This window comes from Microtetraspora sp. NBRC 13810, from assembly GCF_030268685.1.
Classification (GTDB): domain Bacteria; phylum Actinomycetota; class Actinomycetes; order Streptosporangiales; family Streptosporangiaceae; genus BSRQ01.
Genome location: NZ_BSRQ01000005.1, coordinates 301,880 through 326,462 on the forward strand (window position 1 = coordinate 301,880; position 24,583 = coordinate 326,462).

24 protein-coding genes are annotated in these 24,583 nt (G+C 71.7%); 13 read left to right on the forward strand and 11 right to left on the reverse strand.

The window, feature by feature from the left end:
- The first annotated feature begins 90 nt into the window (after positions 1-90).
- Both QSK26_RS13180 and QSK26_RS13185 read left to right on the forward strand, forming a co-directional pair.
- Positions 91-789 carry an MBL fold metallo-hydrolase gene (locus tag QSK26_RS13180; protein WP_285775372.1) on the forward strand — a complete coding sequence of 233 codons (699 nt, stop codon included), beginning with the start codon at positions 91-93 and terminating at the stop codon, positions 787-789.
- Between the two features lie 92 nt (positions 790-881).
- A complete protein-coding gene (locus QSK26_RS13185; protein ID WP_285775373.1) occupies positions 882-1,838 on the forward strand; it encodes a RecB family exonuclease in 957 nt (318 codons plus the stop codon).
- On the opposite strand, the gene QSK26_RS13190 is transcribed toward QSK26_RS13185, so the two are convergent.
- The 5 genes from QSK26_RS13190 to QSK26_RS13210 all read right to left on the reverse strand — a co-directional run bounded on the left by QSK26_RS13190 (position 1,808) and on the right by QSK26_RS13210 (position 9,123).
- Positions 1,808-2,734 carry an oxygenase MpaB family protein gene (locus QSK26_RS13190; protein WP_285775374.1) on the reverse strand — a complete coding sequence of 309 codons (927 nt, stop codon included), beginning with the start codon at positions 2,732-2,734 and terminating at the stop codon, positions 1,808-1,810. The two genes, QSK26_RS13185 and QSK26_RS13190, sit on opposite strands and share 31 nt — an antisense overlap.
- Positions 2,735-2,791: 57 nt before the next feature.
- Positions 2,792-4,138, reverse strand: coding sequence for an extracellular solute-binding protein (locus QSK26_RS13195; protein WP_285775375.1), 1,347 nt, complete (start codon positions 4,136-4,138; stop codon positions 2,792-2,794).
- Complete coding sequence (locus QSK26_RS13200; RefSeq protein WP_285775376.1) at positions 4,135-6,165, reverse strand: vWA domain-containing protein; 2,031 nt, start codon at positions 6,163-6,165, stop codon at positions 4,135-4,137. The genes QSK26_RS13195 and QSK26_RS13200 overlap by 4 nt, the downstream gene beginning before the upstream one ends.
- A 149-nt stretch (positions 6,166-6,314) precedes the next feature.
- On the reverse strand, positions 6,315-7,193 hold the full coding sequence (locus QSK26_RS13205) for an alpha/beta fold hydrolase (protein ID WP_285775377.1): 879 nt from the start codon (positions 7,191-7,193) through the stop codon (positions 6,315-6,317).
- A 163-nt stretch (positions 7,194-7,356) separates the two neighbouring features.
- Positions 7,357-9,123, reverse strand: a complete 1,767-nt coding sequence (locus QSK26_RS13210) for a DEAD/DEAH box helicase (protein WP_285775378.1) — start codon at positions 9,121-9,123, stop codon at positions 7,357-7,359.
- Between the two features lie 388 nt (positions 9,124-9,511).
- On the opposite strand from QSK26_RS13210, the gene QSK26_RS13215 reads away from it, so the two are divergent.
- Positions 9,512-10,177: a ferritin-like fold-containing protein gene (locus QSK26_RS13215; RefSeq protein WP_285775379.1), complete on the forward strand. Its 666-nt coding sequence runs from the start codon at positions 9,512-9,514 to the stop codon at positions 10,175-10,177.
- 389 nt (positions 10,178-10,566) lie between these two features.
- Here QSK26_RS13215 and QSK26_RS13220 read toward each other — a convergent pair whose 3' ends face one another.
- From QSK26_RS13220 to ligD (QSK26_RS13240), 5 genes are all read right to left on the reverse strand, one after another.
- Positions 10,567-10,797: a DUF3107 domain-containing protein gene (locus QSK26_RS13220; RefSeq protein WP_285775380.1), complete on the reverse strand. Its 231-nt coding sequence runs from the start codon at positions 10,795-10,797 to the stop codon at positions 10,567-10,569.
- A 154-nt stretch (positions 10,798-10,951) separates the two neighbouring features.
- Positions 10,952-11,572 carry a TetR/AcrR family transcriptional regulator gene (locus QSK26_RS13225; RefSeq protein ID WP_285775381.1) on the reverse strand — a complete coding sequence of 207 codons (621 nt, stop codon included), beginning with the start codon at positions 11,570-11,572 and terminating at the stop codon, positions 10,952-10,954.
- 62 nt (positions 11,573-11,634) lie between these two features.
- Complete coding sequence (locus tag QSK26_RS13230) at positions 11,635-11,868, reverse strand: hypothetical protein (protein ID WP_285775382.1); 234 nt, start codon at positions 11,866-11,868, stop codon at positions 11,635-11,637.
- A 60-nt stretch (positions 11,869-11,928) separates the two neighbouring features.
- Entirely contained in the window at positions 11,929-12,810 is an 882-nt protein-coding gene (gene ligD / locus QSK26_RS13235; RefSeq protein WP_285775383.1) for a non-homologous end-joining DNA ligase, read from the reverse strand.
- Entirely contained in the window at positions 12,807-13,748 is a 942-nt protein-coding gene (gene ligD, locus QSK26_RS13240; protein WP_285775384.1) for a non-homologous end-joining DNA ligase, read from the reverse strand. The genes ligD (QSK26_RS13235) and ligD (QSK26_RS13240) overlap by 4 nt, the downstream gene beginning before the upstream one ends.
- Positions 13,749-13,865: 117 nt before the next feature.
- On the opposite strand from ligD (QSK26_RS13240), the gene ku reads away from it, so the two are divergent.
- Complete coding sequence (ku, locus tag QSK26_RS13245; protein WP_285775385.1) at positions 13,866-14,780, forward strand: non-homologous end joining protein Ku; 915 nt, start codon at positions 13,866-13,868, stop codon at positions 14,778-14,780.
- A gap of 170 nt (positions 14,781-14,950) precedes the next feature.
- Here ku and QSK26_RS13250 read toward each other — a convergent pair whose 3' ends face one another.
- Positions 14,951-15,145 (reverse strand): CsbD family protein, encoded by a 195-nt coding sequence (locus QSK26_RS13250; RefSeq protein ID WP_285775386.1) that lies wholly within the window; start codon positions 15,143-15,145, stop codon positions 14,951-14,953.
- 477 nt (positions 15,146-15,622) lie between these two features.
- On the opposite strand from QSK26_RS13250, the gene QSK26_RS13255 reads away from it, so the two are divergent.
- From QSK26_RS13255 to QSK26_RS13295, 9 genes are all read left to right on the forward strand, one after another.
- Positions 15,623-15,955 (forward strand): hypothetical protein, encoded by a 333-nt coding sequence (locus tag QSK26_RS13255; protein WP_285775387.1) that lies wholly within the window; start codon positions 15,623-15,625, stop codon positions 15,953-15,955.
- Positions 15,956-16,464: 509 nt separating this feature from the next.
- Positions 16,465-17,391: an alpha/beta fold hydrolase gene (locus QSK26_RS13260; RefSeq protein ID WP_285775388.1), complete on the forward strand. Its 927-nt coding sequence runs from the start codon at positions 16,465-16,467 to the stop codon at positions 17,389-17,391.
- An 86-nt stretch (positions 17,392-17,477) separates the two neighbouring features.
- On the forward strand, positions 17,478-18,659 hold the full coding sequence (gene moeZ, locus QSK26_RS13265) for an adenylyltransferase/sulfurtransferase MoeZ (protein ID WP_285775389.1): 1,182 nt from the start codon (positions 17,478-17,480) through the stop codon (positions 18,657-18,659).
- A gap of 190 nt (positions 18,660-18,849) precedes the next feature.
- Positions 18,850-19,632, forward strand: a complete 783-nt coding sequence (locus QSK26_RS13270; RefSeq protein WP_285775390.1) for a hypothetical protein — start codon at positions 18,850-18,852, stop codon at positions 19,630-19,632.
- Positions 19,626-20,942, forward strand: a complete 1,317-nt coding sequence (locus QSK26_RS13275; RefSeq protein WP_285775391.1) for a S8 family serine peptidase — start codon at positions 19,626-19,628, stop codon at positions 20,940-20,942. The genes QSK26_RS13270 and QSK26_RS13275 overlap by 7 nt, the downstream gene beginning before the upstream one ends.
- Before the next feature lie 631 nt (positions 20,943-21,573).
- Positions 21,574-22,443, forward strand: coding sequence for a hypothetical protein (locus tag QSK26_RS13280; protein WP_285775392.1), 870 nt, complete (start codon positions 21,574-21,576; stop codon positions 22,441-22,443).
- Positions 22,437-23,666, forward strand: a complete 1,230-nt coding sequence (locus QSK26_RS13285) for a S8 family serine peptidase (RefSeq protein ID WP_285775393.1) — start codon at positions 22,437-22,439, stop codon at positions 23,664-23,666. Before QSK26_RS13280 ends, QSK26_RS13285 begins: the two co-directional genes overlap by 7 nt.
- Before the next feature lie 122 nt (positions 23,667-23,788).
- The gene (locus tag QSK26_RS13290) at positions 23,789-24,157 is read left to right on the forward strand and encodes a hypothetical protein (protein WP_285775394.1); all 369 of its coding nucleotides are present in this window, start codon (positions 23,789-23,791) and stop codon (positions 24,155-24,157) included.
- The gene (locus QSK26_RS13295; protein WP_285775395.1) at positions 24,145-24,465 is read left to right on the forward strand and encodes an MGMT family protein; all 321 of its coding nucleotides are present in this window, start codon (positions 24,145-24,147) and stop codon (positions 24,463-24,465) included. The genes QSK26_RS13290 and QSK26_RS13295 overlap by 13 nt, the downstream gene beginning before the upstream one ends.
- Positions 24,466-24,583 lie beyond the last annotated feature (118 nt).

The window sequence follows — 24,583 nt, forward strand, 5'->3', positions numbered from 1 at the left end:
GAGGACGCGGCGACGTTGAACGCCGTGAGATTCGAATCTCCGGCCGGACGGGATAGGGTCTGCACCGTGACAGCGCGTATCGAGCGAGTGGTGACTGAAGGCGTCGTAGACGTCGACGGCGTCGAGCACAAGGCGGAGAACAACACCTGGATCATAGGCGACGACGAGGAGGTCATCGTCGTCGACCCCGCGCGTGACGCGGAGGCGATCTTCTCGAAGGTCGGCGAGCGGGAGATCCTCGCGGTGGTGTGCACCCACGGCCTGGCCGACCACGTGGGCGCGGCGATCGAGGTGGCGGCCCGGGACGAGGCCGTCGTCGCCCTGCACACCAAGGACCGCCGCCTGTGGCGGGAGACCTGGACCGAGACCTGGCCCGACATCGAGATGGAGGACGAGGGTCTCTTCGGGGTCGCCGACGTCGAGCTTGAGGTGATCGCCACCCCCGGGGTGACCCAGGGCGGCGTCTCCCTCTACTGCGAGGCGCTGGGCGTCGTCTTCAGCGGCAAGACGCTGCTGGCCGACGGCCCCGGCAAGCTGGGCGGTGAATACCCCGCCCTGGCCGACCAGCTCACCTCGATCGGCGAGCGGCTGTTCACCCTGCCGCACAAGACCAGGGTGCTGCCGGCGCACGGCGAGGAGACCACGATCGGCGACCTGGAGCGTCACTTCGACGACTGGATCTCCGGTTCGCTGCTCCGCGCCCCCGGCGAGGAGCCCGTGACGGACGCCGGACCCCTGAGCGACGGGACCCGCGCGGCCGGCATCAAGATCAATCTCGACGAGGACTAGCCTCTCCCCGCCGGACGGGCGGCGCGGACGCCCGCGCCGCCGCCGATCCTGTCGGCGGGGCGGCGTAGCGTGGAGATCTGTACGGGATCCTGATGCGGAAGGGGCGCCGGTTGGAGCAGCTCGGGCTTGAGGGGATGCCACGCCGGCTCTACTCCTGCACACCGTCCCGGCTCAACACGTGGCTCGACTGCCGCAGGCGCTACCGGTTCACCTACCTCGACCGGCCTGCGCCGCAGAAGGGCCCGCCCTGGGCGCACAACAGCGTGGGCGCGAGCGTGCACAACGCGCTGGCCGCCTGGTGGCGGGAGCCCTACGACCGGCGCACGCCGTCCATGGGCGGCATCCTGCTGTCGGGCGGGTGGATCACCGAGGGGTTCCGCGACGCCGAGCAGTCGGCCGCCTGGCGTGACCGTGCCCGCGAGATGGTGACGGGATACGTCCGGACCCTCGACCCCTCGGACGACCCGGTGGGCGTGGAGCGCACCGTCGCGACCCGCACCTCCGTGATCACCGTTTCCGGCCGGATCGACCGGCTCGACCGCCGCGGCGACGAGCTGGTCGTGGTCGACTACAAGACCGGCCGCCGGCCGCTGACCACCGACGACGCCCGCTCCTCGCTCGCACTGGCGATCTACGCGGTTGCCGCCTCGCGGATGATGCGCCGCCCCTGTCACCAGGTCGAGCTGCACCATCTGCCCACCGCCTCCGTGGTGACCTGGGAGCACACCGACGAGTCCCTGGGCCGGCATCTGGGCCGCGCCGAGGAGGTCGCCCTGGAGGCGTCCGAGGCCGACGAGCGCTACCGCGCCTGGTCGGGCGCGGGCTCCCGCACAGTCGGCGCGCGGTCCGGGCGAAGCGGGGGCCCGGCGCCCGCCGGGGCCTCCCGGGAGGCGGTCCGCACGCCGCCGGCCGTGCCGGCCGAGGTGGACGCGCTCTTCCCGCCCAGCCCCGGGCCGGTGTGCTCGTGGTGCGACTTCCGGCGGCACTGCCCGGAGGGGCAGCTCGCCGGGCCCGCCCGTCAGTCCTGGGACGGCCTGGCCGACGCCTGAGTCGGCCAGCGGCGCGGGTCGGTCAGGCCCTTGAGCCCCTTCGAGGTGTCGTAGCCGGCCGCGGCCAGGCGCTCCCTGGAGGCGGTGAGCATGGCCCGGGTGGCGGGCATGAAGGCGTGGTCGTGCAGCGGCTCGGGCAGCGCGTTCAGGCCGAGCCGCCAGGCTTTCAGCGCCGCCGTCACCGCCGCCGAGGGGATCTCGGGCAGCACGCCGTACATGTCCCTGGCCCATCGTGGCAGCGTGAGGTAGCACAGGGCGCCGAAGGGGAAGTACAGCGGTTTGCCGGGGTTGAGGAACCGGAGGCGGGCGGGGAGGCGCGGCCAGAGCAGGAAGCGCACGGTGGCGGCGGCCTCGGGAGTGACCCGCAGCCGCGGGCGGACCTCGGCGAAATAGGCGGCCATCTCGGCCGCCGAGCCGGGCACGTCCTCGGCGTGCAGGCCGACGTAGGCGGCGCTGCGCCGCTGCTCGGCGAAGTACCGGTCGGCCTGCCGGTCGGTGAGGCGCAGGCCGCCGCGCCTGGCCACCTCCAGATAGGACGACACCTCGGCGCAGTGCACCCACAGCAGCAGCTCGGGGTCGTCCACCCGGTGCGTGCGGCCGGTGTCCGGATCCTTGATCCGCAGCCGCCGGTGGATGTCACGGACCCGCCTGCCGATCTCGTCGGCGTCCGCGGGCCCGCCGAAGGTGACCCGCCCCACGAAGTCGGCGGTACGGCGGAGCCTGCCGAAAGGGTCGTCCTGGAAGTCGGAGTTCTGCCAGACGCCGCGCATCGCCAGCGGGTGCAACGCCTGGAGCATGAGCCCCCTGACCCCGCCGACCCACATGGCGCGGTCGATGTGCACCCGGAACGTCACACTCCGCGGCGGCTGGACGACGAGGTCTTCGGTGCTCGGCATGGTGAGTCCGAGGATGGCACGCCCGCCCTCCGCCCGGTTCGCCGGGGCCGCGACCGGCTAGCCCCTGCACATGTCCTTCGCGGTCCGCCGTCCGGCCATGGCCTCGCGCAGGGCTTCGCCGTACCGGTCGAAGTCGAGCTCCTGGGGCGGCAGCGCCCCGCTGACCACCTGGTGGGCGCAGGACCTGAACACCTCGCTGAAGGTGATGTAGTGGGCCGCCCGCGGGCGTGGCACGGTGTTCCTGACGGCGACCGCGATGGCGTCCGCGAACTCCTGGAGCGCCTCGCGGGGGATCTCCAGGTCGGGATCGGTGGCCGCCTCCGGCCTGCCACACCGGGGGTCGGCCCGGTAGGCGTCGTAGACGGCCGGCAGCACGGGGAGGTAGCCGCCGCAGGCGAGCAGGTCGCGCTGCGACTCGGCCGAGACGAGGAACCTGATGAGGTCGTGCGCGGCGGTGGGGTCCGGCGACCGGGCGGCGACGGCGAGGTTGAAGCCGCCGAGGACGCCCACGCCGGGCAGCGGGCTCACCGTGAAGATCGGCCCCTCGTCGTCGCGCATCGAAGGATCCATGATCAGCCGGGGGAAGGCGAACGGCCAGTTGCGCATATAGCCGGGCCGCTTCCTGAACGCCTGGAGGCTGCTCTCCTCGCGCAGGTCGGTCGGCGACCCCAGGTCGTTCAGCACGGTGTTCCAGGCGGTGAGGGCGGAGAGCGCCTTCTCCCGGTTGCCCGGGCGGTCGAGGACCACCTCGTCGCCTTCCACGATCTTCGCGCCGTAGGAGAGGATCGTCTCCTGGAGGTTGACCGACCCTCCCTCGTAGTCGGCGAACTGCCCGGTGTACCCGTGCCGCCTGCCCAGCTCGGCCAGCCGCTGCGGCGTGCCGGGCAGCGGGAGGTCGCGGCGCCGGTAGAGCAGCGGGGCGTCGGCCGCGAACGGCACGGCGTACTGCCTGCCGTCGAACCGGCCGGTCTCCAGCATGTTCGGCAGGAATGGCCCGACAGATTCGAGAATTTTGGCGGGGATCTCCTGGAGATAACCGTTCGCGGCGAATTCGGCGGTCCAGGCGACGTCCACGACGTAAATGTCGTAACGGCAACTTCCCGACTGGGCCGAGGCCGCCATTTCGGCCCGTTCCTTATCGGTGTAGTCCGCGATTTCCACGAGTTCGGCCGGTACGACGTTGGGCCGCCGGTTCCACTGCTGGATGAGGTCGCGGCGGAAACTGCCCGCGCTCACGTCGCTCCCGGTGGCCAGGGTGATCTTGTTGTCCGAGGCGCACTCCGCGACCTTCGCGGGCAGGCTCCGGGCCACGCCGACCGTGAGGGTCACGAGCAGGCTCGCGACGAAGGCGGTCACCGCCACCAGGCGCCTCGCGGAGCCCGGCCGCCGCGGGCGCCCGGTCATCGGGTCCACCCCCGGATCGTCGCGACCATCCTCGTCAGCGCGCTCTCCACGTCCTGGCCCGCCTCGGCGCAGACGATCGGCTTGCCACCGGCCTGCGCTCCGGCTGCCTGCGGTCCACCGGCCTCCGCCCCGCCTGCCTTCGGTCCGCGGGCCTGCGGTCCGCCGGGCGGGAACCTGTTCCCGCAGGAGCCGTCGCCGAGCACCAGGATGTAGAGACCGTGCACCCGCCCGGCCGAGCCCAGCGCCTTCGCGATGGCGTCGTCCGCCGTCTCGTCGTTGAACAGGCCGCCGTCGGTGAGCACGGCGACCGACGCGCCGGGCGGGTCGATGGCCGGGGAGAGCCGCCCGAGCATGTCGGAGACGCGGGCGTCCGACCCGTGCGGCAGCCGGTCGAAGCTCAGGGTCAGCCGGTGCAACTCGTCCCGCCCGGCCTGGCCGCCCGGCTCGGTGACCCGGAGACCGCCGCCGGCCACGGAGAACGCGCCGAGGGCGACACGGTCGTCCGGGATGAGGGTCCTGCGCATGAAGGGCAGCGCCTCCCTGGTCTTCAGCGCCAGCACCGACGGCGGCACCGACATCGACTCCGACCCGTCCAGCATGAGCGTCAGGGTGACCTCGGGCAGCACGTTGTCCAGCCGCTCCCGTGCCCTGTGCAGGGCGGCGTCGTCGCTGACCTGGGCCTGTCCCTGCGGCACCGGGGAGTGGAACAGCCCGTTCGCGGCCAGCCACCGCATGAGGTCGCCGAGCACCCGCCGGTCCGCCGCCGGCCGCGGCTCCGCCCGCCAGTCCACGGTGACGAAGGGGTAGTCCAGGGCCGACAGGTCCGGCGAGGCGAACTCGTGCAGGGCCTGCCCGCCGTACGGCACCGCCCCCGGGCAGCCCTCGTCCACCAGGCTCCGGCTGTTGTAGTCGTGCAGGCTGTGGGACGGCACGACCATCGCGATCTTCTCACGGTCCGGCGTGGCGGGGTCCTTGAGGCGGCACAGCATGGCGCTGACGTCGTCGTCGAAGGCGATGCTGGCGGCGGTGTCGGCCGACATGTCCAGCCCGGCGAACTCCGACAGGGCGATCAGGCCGGCGGAGGAGAGTCCCGGCTGGGGATAGCTCAGGAGCAGTTCCCTGGTCCCGCGGGCCACCTCGACCAGGTCGCCCAGCGGGTAGCCGCCCGGCTGCGGCTCGCCGAGCTCCACGGCGACCCCGTCGGCGACCGTGCCCAGCATCCCGACCACGAGCCGGTCCCGGTCCACCGAGAGCCCGCGGGTGAGCGTGACCTCGGCGGTGTTCACCCGGTTCCTGACGTACTCGGCCTCGCCGGTGCTGGACGGGATCCAGGCGGCCGGTCGCGGGCCGAGGAGCCGGACGAAGGGCTCGTTGTCCCCCCGCACGTCTCCGCGCCGCCAGTCACGCTGGAAGCCGTCGATCATCTCCTCCATCGAGGGCGCCGGTCCCACCGAGATCCGGTGCTCCGGGCAGCGGCCCCCTTCCCGCTCCCGCAGGAACCTCGCCACGGCGGTGCGCAACGCGTGCGTGTTCTCCGGCGCGGTGATGACCTGTAACTCCCTGGCGGGATCGCAGGGGCCCAGCCACGCCACGGCCCGCCCGCCTGCCCAGGGCAGCAGCAGCCCCGCGACCGCCCCGGCCACCACGGCCACGTATCCGATCGCCACCAGGGGCAGCGCCCGGCGCAGCCGCGACCTGGCTCGCTCGGTCCGCCCGCCGGTCGGCAGGAGATCCCTGACCAGATCGCCGGCGGAGGTGAGCGGGCCGGCCACCTTCTGCCAGAGCGGGGCGATCCTGGGCTGGCGCAATAGCAGGGTGAGGGCCAGGCCGATCGCCAGGGCCGGGACGAGCCAGCCGCCGGGGAGTGACGCGACCACCGTGTTGACCCCCGGCCAGAGGCTTCCGCCGATCCCCGCGACGACCGTGGTGATGACCGCGTCCCGGACCGCCAGAGCGAGAGAGGACCGGCTTGCGGGATTATCGGCCTCGGTGTTCTCTCTCGACGGTGAGGGGGACGGCGAGGTCATGGGAATTACCCATTCGACGATTTCGGCGAGAATTTCCTGACGTTACGGCCGGCCGTTGACACCGACGGTAATCATGATAGTTCGATCCTCGCCGGGAAATGCTTTCATTTCCATGACGACCTTGGTCGCCGGCTCGTTGTCCGATCTTGTTATGCGGCGGACGGCCGGCGGGATTCGGCGAAGTTCCAGAAACGGGTGAGGGCGGCGGCCGTGGTCTCCGGGGCCTCGACCGCCGGGGAGTGCGCGGCGCCGGGCAGCACGACGCAGTCGGCGCCGAGGCGGTGGGCCATCTCCGACTGGACCAGCGGCGGCCAGCCGTCGTCGTCCTCGCCGCACAGGACGAGGATCGGCAGCTCGATCTGGGCCAGGTCGTCGATCCGGTCGGGGGCGTTGAGCGCCTGGTCGGCCATCATGGTCAGGCCGACGACCGAGTTGGACAGGAGCCGCTTGCGGAGGAACGTCATGATCTCGTCGGGCACCCCGGCGGCCAGCGCCTCGGGCTCCATCCGGTTGACCCAGACGTACTCCACGCCGTGCTCGGGCACCTCGCGGACCATGACCCGGCCGGCCTTCTCCCGCGGCCCGATGATGCCGGCGGGTCCGGAGCTCATCAGCGTGTAGGAGGCGAACTTCGTGCGCCCGTCGATGACCGCCTCGCGGGTGACCAGCCCGCCGAAGGAGTGGCCCACCAGGTGCAGCGGCTCGTCGGGGGAGACGGCCTGGGCGAGCGCGTCCACGTCGGAGCCCAGCGCCGCGCACGTGTAGGCGGCGGGGTCGTCCGGGCCCGGGGTCTCGTACTGCCCGCGCATGTCGACGGCGATCACCCGGCGGCCGGACTGGGCGAGGGTCTGCATGACGGCGAGGAAGTCTTCCTTGCTGCCGGTGAGCCCGGGGACCAGGAGCGCGGGGAGGCGCTCGGGGAGGCCGGTGACGGGTAGCGCTTCCAGAACCGCGAACGGTCCGGCAGCGGTCTCGATCTGCTGCGCGCGGACGCCTGGAGGCATGGTCAGAAAACGCGGCGTGCTCACGTGGGACCACAATACCCAGCGGTTCCCGGATCGACACCGCCAAAGAGATTATGACGGTTCGGGGGATCATGTCCGCTCGCGAGGTTTTTGCGAAGCCTTGGCATCGAAAAGGGCCGTCCGGATCCCTCCGAACGGCCCTTCTGGTGGAGCTCGGGTCAGCGCGTCATCGGCGCGGACCGCGGGGCCGGTTGCCCGGCCTGCGCCGCTGCTGCGCGCGCTCGGTCGCCGCCGAGGGCGCGATTTCGTCCTCGTCGGTCGCCAGGTCGGGTGACTGGAAGATCACCGTGAACGGGCTGGCCGGGACGATGCGCTCGGGTTCGGGGCGAGTCTGTGTCCTCTGATCCACTTCGTCGTCCATCTCCTCGAAGGTCGGCTGGGTAAAGGTTCGGTCATCGCGTGACGGAACGTCGTTCGCGACGTCGCCGAGGCTCACCCGGGGGTTGAGCCCCGTCGAGCGGGTGCGCGCCGCGCGGGTGCGGGCCGCCGGAGCGGACCGCTCGACCGGCGCCCGCTCGACGACGGGCTCGGCCACGGGCTCCGCCGCCACGGGCTCGGGCGCCACGGACTCGTGCGTCACGGGCTCGGGCGTCACGGGCTCGGGCGTCACGGCCACGGCCTCCTGGACGGCGTCGCCCGGCTGGAGCTCGGCCTCGACCGGCTCGTCCGCGCTTCTGCCACCCCTGGTACGGCGGCGCTGGCGGGTCTTGGCCGGGCGCTCGCGACGGCGCTCGGTCTCCTCCTTGCGCCCGCCGCGGGTCCGGGTGCGGCCGGTCTCGCCGAGATCCTCGATCTCCTCGGCGGCGAGCCCGGCACGGGACCGCTTGGCGTGCGGCAGCACGCCCTTGGTGCCCTCCGGGATGCCCAGGTCGGTGAAGATGTGCGGCGAGGTCGAGTAGCTCTCCACCGGTTCCGCGAAGGCGAGGTCCAGCGAGTTGTTGATGACCTTCCAGCGGGTGAGGTCCTCCCACTCCACGAAGGTCACCGCCACGCCGGTGCGCCCGGCCCGGCCGGTGCGGCCGATCCGGTGCACGTAGGCCTTCTCGTCCTGCGGGCAGTCGTAGTTGACCACGTGCGTGACGTCGTCCACGTCGATGCCGCGGGCCGCCACGTCGGTGGCGACCAGGACGTCCACCTTGCCGTTGCGGAAGGCGCGCAGGGCCTGCTCACGCTGGCCCTGGCCCAGGTCGCCGTGCACGGCCGCGGACGCGAAGCCGCGCTCCTGCAGTTGCTCGGAGACCATGTCGCAGGCGCGCTTGGTCTCGCAGAACACCATTGTGAGCCCGCGTCCGTCGCACTGGAGCAGCCGGCCGAGGATCTCGATCTTGTCCATCCGGTGCACGCGCCACACGAACTGCGTCGTCTGCGGAGTCGCCTCCGCCTCGATGTCGTTGTTCTGGGCCCGCACGTGCGTGGGCCGGTTGAGATAGCGCCGGGACAGGGTGACGATCTCGCCCGGCAGCGTGGCCGAGAAGAGCATCGTCTGCCGGGTGTCCGGCACGAGCTTGAAGATCCGCTCGATGTCGGGCAGGAAGCCGAGGTCGAGCATCCGGTCGGCCTCGTCGAGGACCAGCATCGTGATCGCAGTGAGATCGAGATGCTTCTGCTTGACGAGGTCGAGGAGCCGCCCGGGGGTGCCGACGATCACGTCGACGCCGAGCTTGAGCGCCTCGATCTGCGGCTCGTAGGCGCGCCCGCCGTACACGGACAGGACGCGCGAGCCCAGCTTGCCGCCGGCGGTGATCAGGTCCTCGGTGACCTGGAGCGCCAGTTCCCGCGTGGGCACGACCACGAGGCCGCGTGGCTTCTTGCGGTTCTTCCTGGGTTTGCCGATGCGCTGCAGCATGGGGATGCCGAACGCGTAGGTCTTTCCGGTGCCGGTGCGGGCCTGACCGATTACGTCATGGCCGTTCACGGCTAGCGGAAGTGCCATCTCCTGGACGGGAAACGGCGTCGTGATGCCCTCTGTCGCGAGGGCATCGGCGATCTCTGGTATGACTCCGAGGTCTCGGAACGTCGTCAGCGTGGGCCTGCCTAAACTCTTCGTCGAAGGCGGGCCGCGCCGGGACCGGCCGTAAGATTCCCCCGTGCCGGGGTCCTCGCGGAAGGGCCTACCCTCATCAGTCTCAAAACGCGACCGCTAGAGCCAAGAACATGGGGGCATCCGGGAGCTGCCTCTCGGATATACACAGTGCGGTCGCACTCTCATCGGGTCCAGTGTACTCGATACCATAACAGAGAACAGATTTCTGTTTGTTCCCGATGATTCAGGCCGCGTTTCGGGGGCCGACGATCAGGCCCGATGCTCGTACGCTGCATGCATGAGTGATAGCCCTCCCGCCACGGGTGTCGCCGACCTCCTCGGCGTGCTCGCCTACGCGGAGCTGACCGCCTTCCTGCGTCTGGCCGAGGACGCCGCGCGCCTCGCCCCCTCGCTCACCGACCGCGCCGCGCTCAGCGGCCTCGCCGCGACCGAGTACGGCCACTTCCGGCTGCTCGGCGACCGGCTGGCCGAGCTGGGGGCCGACCCGGAGGCGGCGATGGCGCCGTTCGTCGAGGCGCTGGACGACTGGCACGTGCAGACCAGGCCGGGCGACTGGCTGGAGGCGCTGGTCAAGGCTTATGTGGGCACCGGGATCGCGCTCGACTTCTACCGGGAGGCGGCCAGGCACGTGGACCCCGTGACCCGCGGGCTGGTGGAGGAGGCGCTGGTGGACGAGGGGCGCTCGGAGTTCGCCGTGGAGCGGGTCAGGGCGGCGCTGAAGGAGGATCCCAAGGTCGGCGGCAAGCTCGCCCTGTGGGCCAGGCGCATGGTGGGCGAGGCGCTGAGCCAGGGGCAGCGGGTGGCCGCGGCCCGGCCGGCGCTGGCCAAGCTGCTGGTGAACGGCGGGCAGGAGGACCTCGCGGAGATCGGCCGGCTCTTCGCCAGGCTCACCGAGGCGCACGGCAAACGGATGGCGGCCCTCGGCCTCACCCCCGGCCCCTGACCCACCCCGCCCCCTGGACCCCACCCCTGCCCCTGACCCCACCCCTGCCCCTGACCTCACCCGGGCCTGACCCTTCACACCGGGCCTGACCCCAAAGGACCCGGACGGGACCGAAAAGGTATCTGGTCTGCCCATCGAGCGGCGCGAGGACGCCTGGCGGTTGTACCGTGCCAGACATGAGGGCCTCGCGCCGCTACGGCAGTTCCTTGACGAGATGTGGGCCGAATCGCTGGGTGTCACGCGCTGTGCTGAGAAGGGGAAGCGCGGGTTGTCCGACCATCAGCCGAAGACAGGCTGAGCAAGACCACGCCGAGCGGCCCCATCGCCCGCCCGGTTGCCTGCTGGGCGAGCGGGGAGCGTGCCCCGGAGGCTGACCCGTCAGGGACGTGTCAGAGTGTGCCGCCGAAACCGACCGGGCGGCTGTCTTCTTCGCCGATCTCCACGAATCCGAGAGCGGCGACGGGCACGATCACCTTGCGGCCCTTCACGTCGCTGATGCTGAACACGCCCCGCTCGGCCGCCAGCGACCTGCGGAGCTCTTCTTCGATCTGCTCGGCCGTGAGCTCGGTTTCCACCACGAGCTCACGGTGGAGGGACCGCACGCCGATCTTGATTTCCATTGTGCTGCCTTTCGACAGAGGGCTGCTCGTCCCATCGTCACCCCATCCGAGCGGTGACGCGCCCGTTGATCGCCTCAAGCGAACATCGCGTCAAGCGAACACCGGGCCGGGGCAGCCGGGTCGGGGCAGCCTGGGGTGGGGCAGCCGGGTCGGGTCAGCCGGTGCGCGGGAAGCCGCTGATGCCGCGCCAGGCGAGGCGGGCCATCAGCTGGGTGGCCGCCTCCTTGGGGATGGATCCGTCGCTGGTGAGCCAGTAACGCGCGCTCACCTCCGCCATGCCGACGAGGCCGACGCCGAGGAGGTGGGCCTCGTCGCTGGAACAGCCGGTGTCCTCCTGGATGACCTGGCTGATCATCTCGGCGCTCTCCTGGAGGGAGCGCTCCACCCGCTGCCGCACGGGCGCGACGTTACGCAGGTCGGACTCGAAGACCAGGCGGAACGCCTCGCCCTGGGTGGAGACGAAGTCGAAGAACGCGCCGATGGCCGCCTGCACCCGCTGCTTGTTGTCCGTCGTGGAGGCGAGCGCCTCGCGGCAGCGGGTCACCATGTCGTCCACGTGCAGGTCGAGCAGCGCCAGGTAGAGGCCGAGCTTGTTGGGGAAGTGCTGGTAGAGCACCGGCTTGCTGACCCCGGCCCGCTCGGCGATCTCGTCCATCGCCGCCGCGTGGTAGCCGTTCTCCACGAACACTTCCTGCGCCGCGTCGAGCAACTGGCGGCGGCGGGCCATCCGGGGCAGCCGGGTGCCCCGGGGCTTGGCGTCCGGGGAAGCGGTCACGGCGATCTCCTAGGCGGGGATGGTCGTAGGTCTCGCGACATCCTACGCGCGGGTAATTCGGCTCAGCGATAGTCGTCTTCGTCTAGATCGATGGTCCGACCCTGGTCCGCGGCGTCGGCGGGGTCCACGTCGAACGGAATCTCGCGATAACGCCACGTGTCGTTGCCCTCGCGGAGAGTCCTGTGCTGCTCGGCGCGATCCGCCTCGGCGGTCTCGATGCCGATCTCCCCGGGCGCCACGTCGTCGTCGTTCGCGCGCTCGACGAGGTCGTCTCCGCGCACGTCCATCTCTGACATCTGGCTTCTCCTCCATCAATGAACCGGACACGTCCACACTACGGCCCCTCGCCAGGGGCGCTAAGGGGCGAGGGGCGCGAAAAGGTCTCCGTGTCGCTCGACTCTGGCCAGTACGTCGGCCGCGGTGAACGAGAGCCTTTCCGCGCTGTCGCAGTCTTCCAGCTCTTCCCAGCTCAGCGGCGTGGAAACCGTGGGCGTCTCGCGGGCGCGCAGCGAGTAGGGGGCGACGGTGGTCTTCGCCGGGTTGTTCTGGCTCCAGTCGATGAACACCTTCCCGGTCCGCGCCTTCCTGGCCATCACACTGACGATCAGGTCCGGCTGCCGCGCCTCAAGCCGCCGCGCGAGCTCCTTGGCGTACGCGGCGGGCTCGGGGCCGCGGTCCCAGGGCGCGTAGAGCTGCATGCCCTTGCTGCCGCTGGTCTTCGGGCAGGCGGCCAGGCCGTCCCTGCCGAGCTCCTCGCGCAGCAGCAGGGCGACCCGGCAGCAGTCCACGATGGTCGCGGGCGCGCCGGGGTCGAGGTCGAACACCAGCGTGTCCGGGTCGTGCGGATTCCCTTCGGGGTCCACCCGCCACATCGGCACGTGGATCTCCAGCGCGGCGAGGTTGGCGTAGAAGACCAGGGTGGGCAGGTCCTCGATCACGGCGAAGTCGATGGTCTCGCGGTTCTTGGTGCTGCCGGGGCTGGGCAGGGTGACGACGCGGATCCAGCCGGGGATGTGGCCGGGGGCGTTCTTCTCGAAGAAGGAGGAGCCGGTCACGCCGTTCGGGTACCGCTTGACCGTGAGCGGCCTGCCGCGCAGGTGCGGGAGGAGCACGGGGGCGATCCGGGAGTAGTAGTCGAGCACCTCGGCCTTGGTGAAGCCGGTCTCCGGGTAGAGGATCTTGTCCAGGTTGCTCAGGGACAGGCTGCGGCCGTCCACCTGCACCGGCACGCGTTTCACAGGACGACCTCCGCGGGGATCTTGTCGGGGCGCAGGCCGCGCCAGACGGGGTGGCGCAGCCGGCGTTCCACGGTCCACATGGTGTAGGCGACCTCGCCCACGAGTTCGGGGCGGGCCCAGCGGGCGTGCCGGGAGATGTCGGCCGGCAGCCTGTCGGCGAACGGGCTCTGCCCGGTCTCCAGCGGCAGCAGCATGGCGTACAGCTCGTCCAGCGCCGCGTCGGTGAACCCGGTGCCGACGTGCCCGGCGTAGACGAGTCCCCGTTCGCCGAAGGCGCCGACGAGCAGCGAGCCGACGCCGCCGGCCCGGCGGCCCTTGCCCGGCCGCCAGCCGCCGACCACGACCTCGCGCACGTCGAGGTTCTTCACCTTGATCCACCAGTCCGAGCGCCGGCCGGGGCGGTAGGGCGCGTCCAGCCGTTTGGCGATGACGCCTTCGAGGCCCTGTTCCCTGGTGGCGTCCAGCAGTTCGACCGTGTCGCCGGGGAACCTGGGCGGAACGTCGAGCCCGAGGCCCTCCAGCAGCGTCCTGCGCCGGTCGTAGGGGAGGTCGAGCAGGTTCCTGCCGTCCAGGTGCAGCAGGTCGAACGGCATGTAGGTCACCGGTACCAGGGTGGTCAGCCGGGCGGCGGCCGGGTCGGTGACGTGCATGCGCCGCTGGAGCCGTTCGAAACTGGGCCGCCCCCGCTCGTCGAAGGCGACCAGCTCGCCGTCCAGGATGACGCGGTGTGCGCCGAGCAGGGTGCCGAATGCCGATATTTCGGGGTATCGCGGGGTGAAGTCGGCGCCGTGCCGTCCGGTCACCCGGACCGTGGGACCGGGGCCCTCCTTGTAGACGATGGCCCGGATGCCGTCCCACTTGATCTCCAGCGCGTACCGGGAGCCGTCCTGCGGGAGCTTGCCCGGCACGGCCAGCATCGGTTCGACTGGATATGGCATCGGATCCACCATGACGGGTATCTGCCCAAATGGTTAGTGATTCGATCCGAGCGTAGCATTTCGAACTTCAGTGCGAAAAAATGGCTAACGTTACTCGGCGGCAGTGAGAGGCAGCCAATGCGCAGCATCTGGAAGGGCGCGATCTCCTTCGGGTTGGTCACGATCCCCGTCAAGCTGTATTCGGCGACCGAGCAGAAGGACGTCAGCTTCCACCAGGTGCACCGCGAGGACGGCGGGCGGATCAGGTACAAGCGCGTCTGCACCGTCGACGGCGAGGAGGTGCAGTACGCCGACATCGCCAAGGGCTACGAACTGCCCACCGGCGACATGGTCGTGCTCACCGACGAGGACTTCGAGGACCTGCCGCTGTCCACGTCCAGGCGGATCGACGTCCTCCAGTTCACCCCCGCCGAGCAGATCGACCCGATCTACTTCGCCAAGTCCTACTACCTGGAGCCGGACGCCCAGGGCGCGAAGCCGTACGTGCTGCTGCGCGACGCGCTGGCCCGGTCGGGACAGGTCGCGGTGGTCAAGGTGGCGTTGCGGCAGCGGGAGTCGCTGGCGACGCTGCGGGTGCGCGACGGCGTCTTCGTGCTGGAGACCATGCTGTGGCCGGACGAGATCCGCGCCGCCGACTTCGCGTTCGTGGACGAGGAGGTGGACGTCCGGGCGCAGGAGCTCCAGATGGCCGAGTCGCTCATCGAGACGATGGCCGCCGACTTCGACCCGACCGAGTACCACGACGCCTACCGCGAGGCGCTCCAGCAGGTCATCGAGGCCAAGATCGCCGGCAAGGAGGTCATCCCCGCCGAGGCCCAGCCGGAGGCGCGGCCCGCCGGTGACCTGATGGCCGCCCTCCGCGCCAGCGTCGACGCCGCCAAGAAGGAACGCGAGGGCGCCAAGCCGCGCCGGGCTCCCGCCAAGACGGCCGCCAAGGCCGCCGCGAAGTCCGCGGGCGGCGGCAAGGACGCCGACGCCGCCAAGGACGAGAAGCCCGCCGCCTCCCGGCGCAAGCCCCGCAAGTCCGCCTGACTCCGTCTCCCTGTCTCCCCCCGCGTCCCCCTCCGCACACGGGACACCGGCCCGCGGAACACCGGCCCGCCGGAGACTGGCCCGCGGGACACCGGCCCGCGGGACAACAGGCCGAAGGGGGCGTCGGTGCCGGCGATGGGCCGGCCGTGCGCCCCCTTCAGTGGCCTGGGTCACTTCTTGAAGGTCTTCTTGACGTTGGAGGCGGCGTCCTTCACCTTCTCGCCGGCCTGCTTCATCGTGCCCTTGGCCTCGTCCCTGCGGCCTTCGCCCTGAAGCTTCGGGTCGTCGGTGGCGTCGCCCACGTTCTTCTTGACCTTGCCCTTGAGCTGCTCGGCCTTGTTGCGAAGCTTGTCTTCCGCGCTCATGGCGCTCCCTTCGTCGTCACACGCCGGTAACCCTTCCCCGGTCCAGAGGGGCAAACGTGCGGCGCCCGGCGGGGAGGCGGGAAGCGCTGCGTGGGCGGGGAAAGTGGTCGCCCGGCGCCTGTCCGCGATCCCGATCCCGAGGCTCTGGGACCGGCTGCGGTTCGATTTCGGGGGCCTGGGGACCGGCTGCGGTTCGATGTCGAGGGGCCTGCGGCTGGTCGGCTTCGACCGGCCGGTGGGCATCTTGTGCGCGGTCGCCTTTTACGGCGGCCCGGTGAGTGCGTTTCCGGCGAGTTCTCGGTGGGGCGTCGGCTCGTGTACGGCGGTGCCGCGCGTTAGTCCCGAACGCCTGGTTCCGGAATTCGCGCAGGCGGAGGCGAGGGCCTGGTGGATATCGGTTCCACCAGGCCCTCGCTGTGAACTCAACCTAGGTCAGGCGAATTCGCGACTCGGTTAGAAGCCGCCGCCGAAGCCGCCGTGGCCGCAGTGGTGGTGATGGTGGCCGCAGTGGTGGCCGCCGAAGCCGCCACCGAAGCCGCCACCGAACCCGCCACCGAAGCCGCCGTGGTGGCCGCAGTGATGGTGGCGGAAGCAGCCGCAGTGGTGATGGTGGCGGAAGCAGCCTCCGCCGCAGTGGTGACGACGGCCGCCCCACTCTCCACCGAAGCCGCCGCAGTTCGCGACGGTCACGCCGGCGTTCGCGGCGCTCGCGCTCGCCGTGCCGAGGGCGACGGCTCCACCGGTCAGAGCGGTGGTGAGGGCGACGGCTGCGGCGAGTTTCTTGATGTTGGGCATATCGATCCCCTTTGAATGGCATGGTGGCCCTTTTGGGGTGTTTGTCCGGACTGATGGACAATCACCCCGGGATAACTCTGCGAGCAGGTCATCCTGGTTGTGTAGTTTTCCGGCTGACCGTGCCGATAAACGGTAATCTCGCACCTTTACGCGCTAATAGAGGCCATATTGCTCTCGTTAAACTAATATCCATTGATTTATGGTGATAAGTCCTAAATGTCCGAATTGGATTTCGGGGTTGGCGGCCCGACGGGGCCCGACGAGGCCCGACGAGGTCAGGGGCGGTCAGGGGCGGTCAGGGGCGGTCAGGGGCAGACTTGCGGGGGGATGGCGGTGGAAGCGGATGGGGGGCGCGAGGTGCGGGGCTGTGGCGGTGGGGTGTCAGGGGGGCGGGGGTGCGGTTCTTGGCGGTGGGGGGCGTTCGGGGGCCTGAGAGGGGTGGGATCGGGCAGGGGATGTGGTCAGAGGGCGGGGTTATCGTCGGAACATGGGGTGGAACGCCGTGGGACGGGAGGGGGCGTGGGATGAAGGAGCCGATTCCCCACTGGCCGGGGCAGCTCATCGACCTTCCGGAGAAGCAACAGGTGTACGTGCGGTCGGCGCCGGGCTCCGGCACCGAGACGGCCTTCTTCGTGCACGGCCTCGCCGGATCCGCCACCAACTGGACCGATCTCATGGACCTGCTCAAGGGCGTCGCGGCGGGGCACGCCATCGACCTGCCCGGCGCGGGCTTCTCGCCGGCGCCGCCTGACGGCGACTACTCCGTGGTCGCGCACACGCGCGCGGTGGCGGCGTCGATCGAGCGGATCGCCGGCGGGCCGGTCCACCTCTTCGGCAACTCGCTCGGCGGCGCCGTGTCGGTGCGCGTCGCGGCCACCCGCCCGGACCTCGTCCGCTCCCTCACGCTCATCTCACCCGCCCTGCCCGACCTGTTCCCCAGGTACGGCCCCGCCCGGGTGGCCATCTCGGCGCTGCCGGTCATCGGGGAGTGGACGTTCGCCCGGCTGTGCGCCCTGCCGCCGGAGCGACGGCTCAAGGCCACGCTGGAGCTCTGTTACGCCGACGCGACCGGCGTGCACCCCGAGCGGTTCCGGGAGGCGGTGGAGGAGCTGCGCCGCCGCGACGGCCTGCCGTACGGGGGGACGGCGATGCTGTGCTCGGCGCGGGGGATCGTGGCCGAGTACTTCCGCAGGGGCGAGGAGAACCTGTGGCGGCTGGCGGCCAAGGTGGCGGCGCCCACGCTGGTGATCCACGGGCGGCACGACCGGCTCGTGCACCCGCGGATGGCGGCGCGCGCGGCGCGTACGTTCCCGCGGGTCCGGCTGGTGCTGCTGCCCTCGGCCGGGCACGTGGCGCAGATGGAGGACCCGGAGACCGTCGCCCGCGAGGCGCTGCGCCTGATCGGGGAGTCCGCCGTGCGCACCGCGTCCCGCGGCAGACGCGGCAGGTGAGGCACGCGCCGCCGGTCTTTGGGAATGCCCCGCCTCCCGGTTAGGTTGAGAAGCGAGAAGACCCCCTGAAACGGGAGCGTAAAACTGTGTCCTTGCCACCGCTGGTAGAGCCGGCAGCCGAGCTGTCCGTTGACGAGGTGCGGCGCTATTCGCGTCATTTGATCATCCCCGACGTGGGGATGGCCGGGCAGAAGCGCCTGAAGAACGCGAAGGTGCTGTGTGTGGGCGCGGGTGGCCTGGGATCCCCGGCGCTGATGTATCTCGCGGCCGCGGGTGTCGGGACCCTCGGCGTCATCGACTTCGACGTGGTCGACGAGTCCAACCTGCAGCGCCAGATCATCCACGGCCAGTCCGACGTGGGCCGGCCGAAGGCCGAGAGCGCCGCGGCCACGGTCAAGGAGATCAACCCGCTGGTCGAGGTGATCGTCCACAATGTGGCGTTGAGCACCGACAACGTCATGGAGATCTTCTCCGGCTACGACCTCATCGTCGACGGCACGGACAACTTCGCCACCCGCTACATGGTGAACGACGCGGCCGTGCTGCTCGGCAAGCCCTACGTGTGGGGCTCGATCTACCGTTTCGACGGCCAGGCCAGCGTGTTCTGGGCCGAGCACGGCCCCTGCTACCGCTGCCTCTACCCCGAGCCGCCGCCTCCCGGCATGGTCCCCTCGTGCGCCGAGGGCGGCGTGCTGGGCGTGCTGTGCGCCTCGATCGGCTCCATCCAGGTCAACGAGGCCATCAAGGTCATCACCGGTATCGGCGAGCCGCTGGTCGGCCGTCTGATGATCTACGACGCCCTGGAGATGCAGTACCGCTCGGTCAAGGTGCGCAGGGACCCGGAGTGCGTGCTCTGCGGTAAGAACCCGACGGTCACCCGGCTGCTCGACGACTACGAGGCGTTCTGCGGCACGATCTCCGACGAGGCCGCGGAGGCCGCCACCGGCGCCACGATCACGGCCGCCGAGCTGAAGGAGATGCAGGACCGCGGCGACGACATCTTCCTGATCGACGTCCGCGAGCCCAACGAGTACGAGATCGTCTCCATCCCCGGCGCCACGCTGATCCCCAAGGGCGAGTTCCTCAACGGGTCGGCCCTGGAGCGGCTGCCGCAGGACAAGAAGATCGTCCTGCACTGCAAGTCCGGTGCGCGCAGCGCGGAGGCCCTCGCCGTGGTGAAGAGCGCCGGTTTCTCCGACGCCGTGCACGTCGGCGGCGGCGTGCTGAGCTGGATCAAGACGGTCGACCCGAGCCTGCCGACTTACTGATCCCGGTCGGCGACTGTTCCAAATCTTGTCGCATATCCGCCGTTCCGTCGGCTTTGGCTGACCCGTTCAGCGGGAACCGCTTTCAGCACGGAACGGCGGATGCCCCCCGGCTGCCCGCATTAAGGTCGAGAAAGTTGTGGAAGCCGATGGGGACGTGCAGCCTGCGGTCGTGGCCGGCGAAGGAGGCCGTGTGAGCGAGCATCCGGGGGCCGGCCCAGGCGATCCTCCGGCCCGGCGGACCCGCACGTGGCCGGTCCTCCTGGTGGCCTCCGCGCTCACCCTGATCTGCGCCGCGGTGGCGGGCGTGGCCGCGAGCGCGGCCGGCGCCGAGCTGACCCGCGGTCCGAACCCCGGGGAGCTGGAGCGGGCCGCCAGGGAGGAGGTCGCTCGGCGCTGGGAGTCCTGGCCGACCGGCCGGATCTTCCCCGAGACGCTGCCCTACGCCGCCGAGCAGGGCGGCGAGGAGCGTGCCCGGCGGGTGGGCATCGCCACCGACACCCGCTGCGGCACGGCGGTGGACAAACGGCTGGGCGCCCCGCTGCGCGCGGCCGGCTGCCGGGCGGTGCTGCGCGCCACCTACCTCGACGCCCTCCAGGGCGTGGTGGTCACCATCGGCGTCGCCGCCTTCCCCGACGAGACCCACGCGATGCGGGCCGGGGCCGCCTTCCCCAAGGGGGAGCGGCCGAGCCCCGGCCTGCGCGCGCTGGCGTTCCCCGGCACGGTCGCCGACCGCTTCACCGCCGCCGGCCGCCAGGCGGGCCTGGTACGGCAGGCCGGGCCTTACCTGGTGATCGCCACGGTGGGGCAGGTCGACGGGCGTCCCGCGCGGATGGTCGGTGAGCAGCGGCCGACGATGTTCGCCTTCGCCACCGACATGGCGGAAAAGGTGCTCACGGACCTGGTCACGCCCAGCCTGCCGTACTGCCCCGAGGATTCCCCGGCGGCGCCCACACCCCTGGAGTGGCGGTGCTGAGGCGGCCGGGGGCGGTGCGCAGGGCCGGCGCGGCGCTCGCGGGCCTCGGCCTGGTCGCGGCGGTGGTGGCGGGGCCGGCCGGTCCGGCGGTCGCCGACCAGGTGCGCGGCAGCCAGCAGCCGGTGCTGCAGACCCTCCGGGTGGACGAGGCGTGGCAGGTCACCAGGGGCAAGGGGGTGACCGTGGCCGTGCTCGACTCCGGCGTGGACCCCTACCACCGTGACCTGGTGGGCTCGGTCCAGGAGGGCAAGGACTTCACCGAGGGGGCCAACCCGCCGGGCGTCCGGCCGAGGCGGCTGCACGGCACCTACATGGCCTCGCTGATCGCCGGGCACGGGCACGGCGTGGGCAACGGCGACGGCGTCATCGGGGTCGCGCCGGAGGCCAGGATCCTGTCGATCCGGGTGATCCTGGAGGACGAGGAGCCGGGTTTCAGGGTGTTCAACTCCGACGAGCGGTACGACAACGTGGTGGCCCGCGGCATCCGGTACGCCGTGGACCACGGCGCCGACGTGATCAACATGTCGATCTCCAAGGAGCTGGCGACCAAGGAGGAGCGGGCGGCGGTCCGCTACGCGATCGGCAAGGGCGTCGTGCTGGTCGCCGCCGCCGGCAACGAAGGGGCGGACAAGCCGGGGCCCGACGGGTTCGCGCCCTACTCCTATCCGGCGGCCTTCCCGGGCGTGGTGTCGGTGGGCGCGGCCGACCGGGGGCTGCGGCGGGCGTCGTTCTCCAACTTCAACCCCTCGGTGTCGGTGGCCGCGCCGGGAGTGGACATCCTCGGCGCGGGGCCGGGGGACGAGTACTGGGTGGGCAGGGGGACGTCGCAGGCGAGCGCCCTGGTGTCCGGGGTTGCCGCCCTGATAAAGGCGAAATATCCGAAGATGTCGCCGCCGTTGGTGGTGCAGGCGCTCACCGCCGGGGCCAGCAGGAGACCTTCCGGCGGCTACGACACCGGCATGGGCTTCGGCGTGGTCAGCGCCGCCGGCGCCCTGCACGAGGCGGCACGCGTGGCCAGGCACACCTTCACGGCCGCGGGCCGGGGCGTCGCCGACCCATCCCGTTCGCTGGCCGGTGAGGCGCTGCCCCCGGTCCAGGTGGTGCGCCGGGACCGCCACGCCATCACGGTCTACGGCGGCGTCGCCGCGGCGGCCGTCATCGCCGCGCTGACCTGCGTGGGCGTGATCGCCACCGTGGTGGGCAGGGTGCGCAGGACGGGCTTCGCCGGCCGGGGCGCGCACGCCGTACGGGCGGAGGCGGGGGACCGGTGGCCGTTCGAGGGGCCGGACCTGGACCGGCGCGCCTACTGACGGGATGGTGTCACCGGATGCTCAGGAAAGTGAGGAACCGCTGATGGGCGGCCCGGTCCGGCGACGTAACATCGGAGGTATGTCGCAGCCCGGGCGGTCCGAGAAGCCCGCGGGGCACCCGGAGATCGTTCCGGCGCCACCGGCTCCCGCGCCACATGGCACGCCGCCCCCGGCCGCGCGCCGGGGCGAGCCCCGCACGCGCGACGGCCTGCCACGCGCCGCAGCCGACGACGAACGCGAGCCCCCACCCGGGCCACGCCACCGCCCGGGGTCACCGGACGGGCAGGGCCGCTCCGGGCGGTCAGGCGGCGCGTCGGACGGCCAGGGCCGTTTCGGGCGGCCGGACCGTGCGCCGGACGGTCAGGGGCGTCCGGGCCGGTCGAGCGGCGCACCGGATGGTGACGGCCGTTCCGGCCGGTCGGGCGGTGCGTCGGACGGTCAGGGGCGTTCCGGCCGGTCGGGCGGTGCGTCGGACGGTCAGGGGCGTTCCGGCCGGTCGGGCGGTGCGTCGGATGGTCAGGGGCGTTTCGGGCGGTCGGGTGGGGCGGGGGCGCGGGGCGCAGGGGAGGGGCAGGTCCGGTTCGGGAGGACCGGTGGCGCGGCGCGGCCGTGGCCGGTGCGGCGCGGGGCCGTGGGCGGCCGGACGGGCGGCGCGGGCGGGTTCACGGGCGGCGTCTCCGGCGGCCGGATGCCGGGCCGGGTGCGGTCCTGGCCGGCGGCGAGCCGGGTGCGCCCGAGCGACCTGCGGGCCGCCGCCGAGCGTGACGAACTCGCCAGGGGCGTGCGCAACCGCAGCATCTTCCTCGCGATGGTGGGCACGATAGTGGCCGTGGCGGCGGTGACGGTCTTGATGGGCACGGTGGGGCTCCTGCGCGAGACCCGGTCGCGCCCGCTGACCAACGCCGAGCGCGCCACCTACGTCAAGGAGGACATCGCCCGCCGCTGGCAGGCGTGGCCGGCCGGCCTCGTCTTCCCCGACGAGCTGGAATACGTCGGCCTCACCCGCACCCAGCAATATGCCCGCAGGGTGGGCATCGCGCCCGAGGTGCGCTGCGGCGCCGGGGTGGACCGCCCGGTGGCCGGCGTCCTCGACGAGCACGACTGCCGCACCCTGCTCCGGGCGACCTACGTGGACCAGTCGAAGACCTTCGTCATCACCGTCGGCGTCGCCGTGCTCCCCAGTGAGGAGGAGCGCGAGCGGGCGGCGGAGAAGCTGCCGGTGGACGACCGGGTCGGCGTCCGGCCGGTGGCGTTCCCCGGCACGGTGTCCGACCTGTTCGGCGCGGCCCAGCGGCAGCGGAGCGCGTGGGTGGCGGCCGGGCCGTACATCGTGTTCTCCACCGCGGGCTACGCCGACGGGCGTACCCGGGAGTCGGTGCCGACCGAGGAGATCCTGCACAGCGAGCTGTGGCCGACCGCCCAGTCCATCGCGGGCCGGATCGCCCGCGCGCTCGGCGAGCCCCCCAGCGTCCCGCGTTGCACCCAGGGGAACGTGTGCTGAAGCCGACCCGGGGCCGCGGGAGGCCGATCGCGCTCGTCCTGGCGGCCATGCTGGCGCTGACCGGCACCGCCGCCGCCGCGCCCGAGCCGGCGCCCACCGAGCCGGTGAGCCTGCGCCAGCAGTGGGTGCTCCGGACGCTCAACGCCGAGCGCGCCTGGACGGTGACCAAGGGGGCGGGGGCGACCGTCGCGGTCATCGACAGCGGGGTGGACGACCAGGTGGCCGAGCTCCGGGGACGGGTCATCCAGGGCCCCGACCTGCGTCCGCCGATGCGCGACGGCAAGGTCAGGGTCGGCAACCACGGTACGGCGATGGCCTCGCTGATCGTCGGCTCCGGCGGGGAGGACCGGATCCAGGGCATCGCGCCGGAGGCCAGGGTGCTCGCCCTGCCGGTGCTCAACGACCAGCCGCTGGAGGGCGAGGACGCCGAGCCCGAGCTGCGGCGCGACACCGGCGACGACAACCTGCTGGCCCGCGCGATCAGGTATGCCGCGGACCGGCAGGTCGATGTGATCAGCATGTCCCTCGGCGGCTACGGCCCGCAGTCGGCCGAGCGGGAGGCGGTGTCCTACGCGCTGTCCCGCGGCGTCGTGCTGGTGGCGGCGGTCGGCAACGACGGCAACCTGGAGTCCAGCAAGGAGAGCGGCACCACCTTCTGGAACTTCCCGGCGGGTTACTCCGGCGTGATCGGGGTCGCCGCGGTGAGCCGGGAGGGGGCGTCCGCGTCGTTCAGCAGCGACAACCTGTCCGTCCTGGTCGCCGCGCCGGGGGCGGGCGTGCCGGTGGTGCTGCCCGGCGGCGGGCACCCCGCGGCGGAGGGCACCAGCCCGGCCACCGCCCTGGTCGCCGGCGTCGCGGCGCTCATCAAGGCAAAATATCCCGACCTGTCGCCCGCCCTGGTGGCCAGGGCGCTCACCAGCACCGCCAAGGAGGTCCCGGCCGCGGGCTACGACGACGAGGTCGGCTTCGGCGTGGTGGACGCGGCGGCGGCCCTCGACGCGGCGGGCCGCCTCGCGGGCCGGGACCGCACACTGGCGGTGCCGGAGGGCCGGCACTTCGGAGCCGGCCCGGCGGGCGAGGCCCCTCGGCCGCCCGGCCCCGATCTGTTGCGGCTGTGGCTTTATGCCGGTTCCACGGTGATCGGCCTGCTCATCTTCGGCGCCGCCGTGATGGTCCTCACCAGGCGGGCCGAGCAGAAGACCGGGGTCAGGCCCCCTAGTTGATCACGCGGTTGCGTCGGTTCGAGCGCGTTTCAGATGCGTTTTATACACAGTTCGGCTGCGGACGGCTGGATGTTGTGGTTTCCGGTCCCGGCGTCGTAGGGAGATCGCTACTCTCGCCCGTCATGGGGTACGAGTTGCGCGTCAAGCGTGAATCGCCGCTCGCCTACGCAGAACTCGCGAACGCCGTCGAGCGGGCGGGTTTCGAGCTGCGGGGGTCGCACGAGGCCGGCGAGGTTTTCGCGCGCCACGGCGAAGAGGCGCACGCCGTGGCGGCGTGGCGGGACGGCCTGGCCGGGGAGCCCGCGTCCGACTGGCAGGTGGCCCAGCTCATCCGGCTGTGCGAGATGGTCGGCGGCAGCCTGGTCGGCGAGGACGGCGAGGTCTACGCGGCCCGCGACGGCATCGTCGAGCAGGTGAACAACGGGACGAGCTACGAGTTCGGCAAGATGGACGAGATCCTCGCCGCCGGACCCGCACAATGGAGTCAGTGACCTCCTCTCCCACGGATCCCACCCCCTTCGCCGAGCGGGTGCTCGACCTGGTCGAGCGCATCCCTCGCGGCAGGGTCATGTCCTACGGCGACATAGCCGAATTCCTGGGTGAGGGCGGCCCGCGTCAGGTCGGCAGGGTGATGTCCCTGTGGGGCGGCGGCGTGCCCTGGTGGCGGGTCGTGCACGCGGACGGCACCCCGCCGCCGGGCCATGAGGAGCCGTGTCTGCGCAGGTGGCGGACGGAGAAGACGCCGCTGCGCGGGTCACGCGCGGACATGCGCACGGCCCGCTGGGACGGCCTCCCGTAACGATCGGATGACTCAGGCCCTTCTCAGGAGATCTTCAGCTTGCAGGGAGAGACCGCGTGACTCCCAGCCCATTACCATTGATTGGGACAGTGACGGCGACCCGTCTGAAAGGCGGTGC

Coding starts and splice junctions, on each gene's coding strand:
- QSK26_RS13230 (WP_285775382.1), bottom strand. CDS start 11,868: ATGTCAGAGATGGACGTGCGCGGAGACGACCTCGTCGAGCGCGCGAAC.
- QSK26_RS13200 (WP_285775376.1), bottom strand. CDS start 6,165: ATGACCTCGCCGTCCCCCTCACCGTCGAGAGAGAACACCGAGGCCGAT.
- ligD (WP_285775384.1), bottom strand. CDS start 13,748: ATGCCATATCCAGTCGAACCGATGCTGGCCGTGCCGGGCAAGCTCCCG.
- QSK26_RS13290 (WP_285775394.1), top strand. CDS start 23,789: ATGGGGTACGAGTTGCGCGTCAAGCGTGAATCGCCGCTCGCCTACGCA.
- QSK26_RS13250 (WP_285775386.1), bottom strand. CDS start 15,145: ATGAGCGCGGAAGACAAGCTTCGCAACAAGGCCGAGCAGCTCAAGGGC.
- QSK26_RS13210 (WP_285775378.1), bottom strand. CDS start 9,123: ATGGCACTTCCGCTAGCCGTGAACGGCCATGACGTAATCGGTCAGGCC.
- QSK26_RS13190 (WP_285775374.1), bottom strand. CDS start 2,734: ATGCCGAGCACCGAAGACCTCGTCGTCCAGCCGCCGCGGAGTGTGACG.
- QSK26_RS13220 (WP_285775380.1), bottom strand. CDS start 10,797: ATGGAAATCAAGATCGGCGTGCGGTCCCTCCACCGTGAGCTCGTGGTG.
- QSK26_RS13195 (WP_285775375.1), bottom strand. CDS start 4,138: ATGACCGGGCGCCCGCGGCGGCCGGGCTCCGCGAGGCGCCTGGTGGCG.
- QSK26_RS13260 (WP_285775388.1), top strand. CDS start 16,465: ATGAAGGAGCCGATTCCCCACTGGCCGGGGCAGCTCATCGACCTTCCG.
- QSK26_RS13295 (WP_285775395.1), top strand. CDS start 24,145: ATGGAGTCAGTGACCTCCTCTCCCACGGATCCCACCCCCTTCGCCGAG.
- QSK26_RS13215 (WP_285775379.1), top strand. CDS start 9,512: ATGAGTGATAGCCCTCCCGCCACGGGTGTCGCCGACCTCCTCGGCGTG.
- ku (WP_285775385.1), top strand. CDS start 13,866: ATGCGCAGCATCTGGAAGGGCGCGATCTCCTTCGGGTTGGTCACGATC.
- QSK26_RS13185 (WP_285775373.1), top strand. CDS start 882: ATGCGGAAGGGGCGCCGGTTGGAGCAGCTCGGGCTTGAGGGGATGCCA.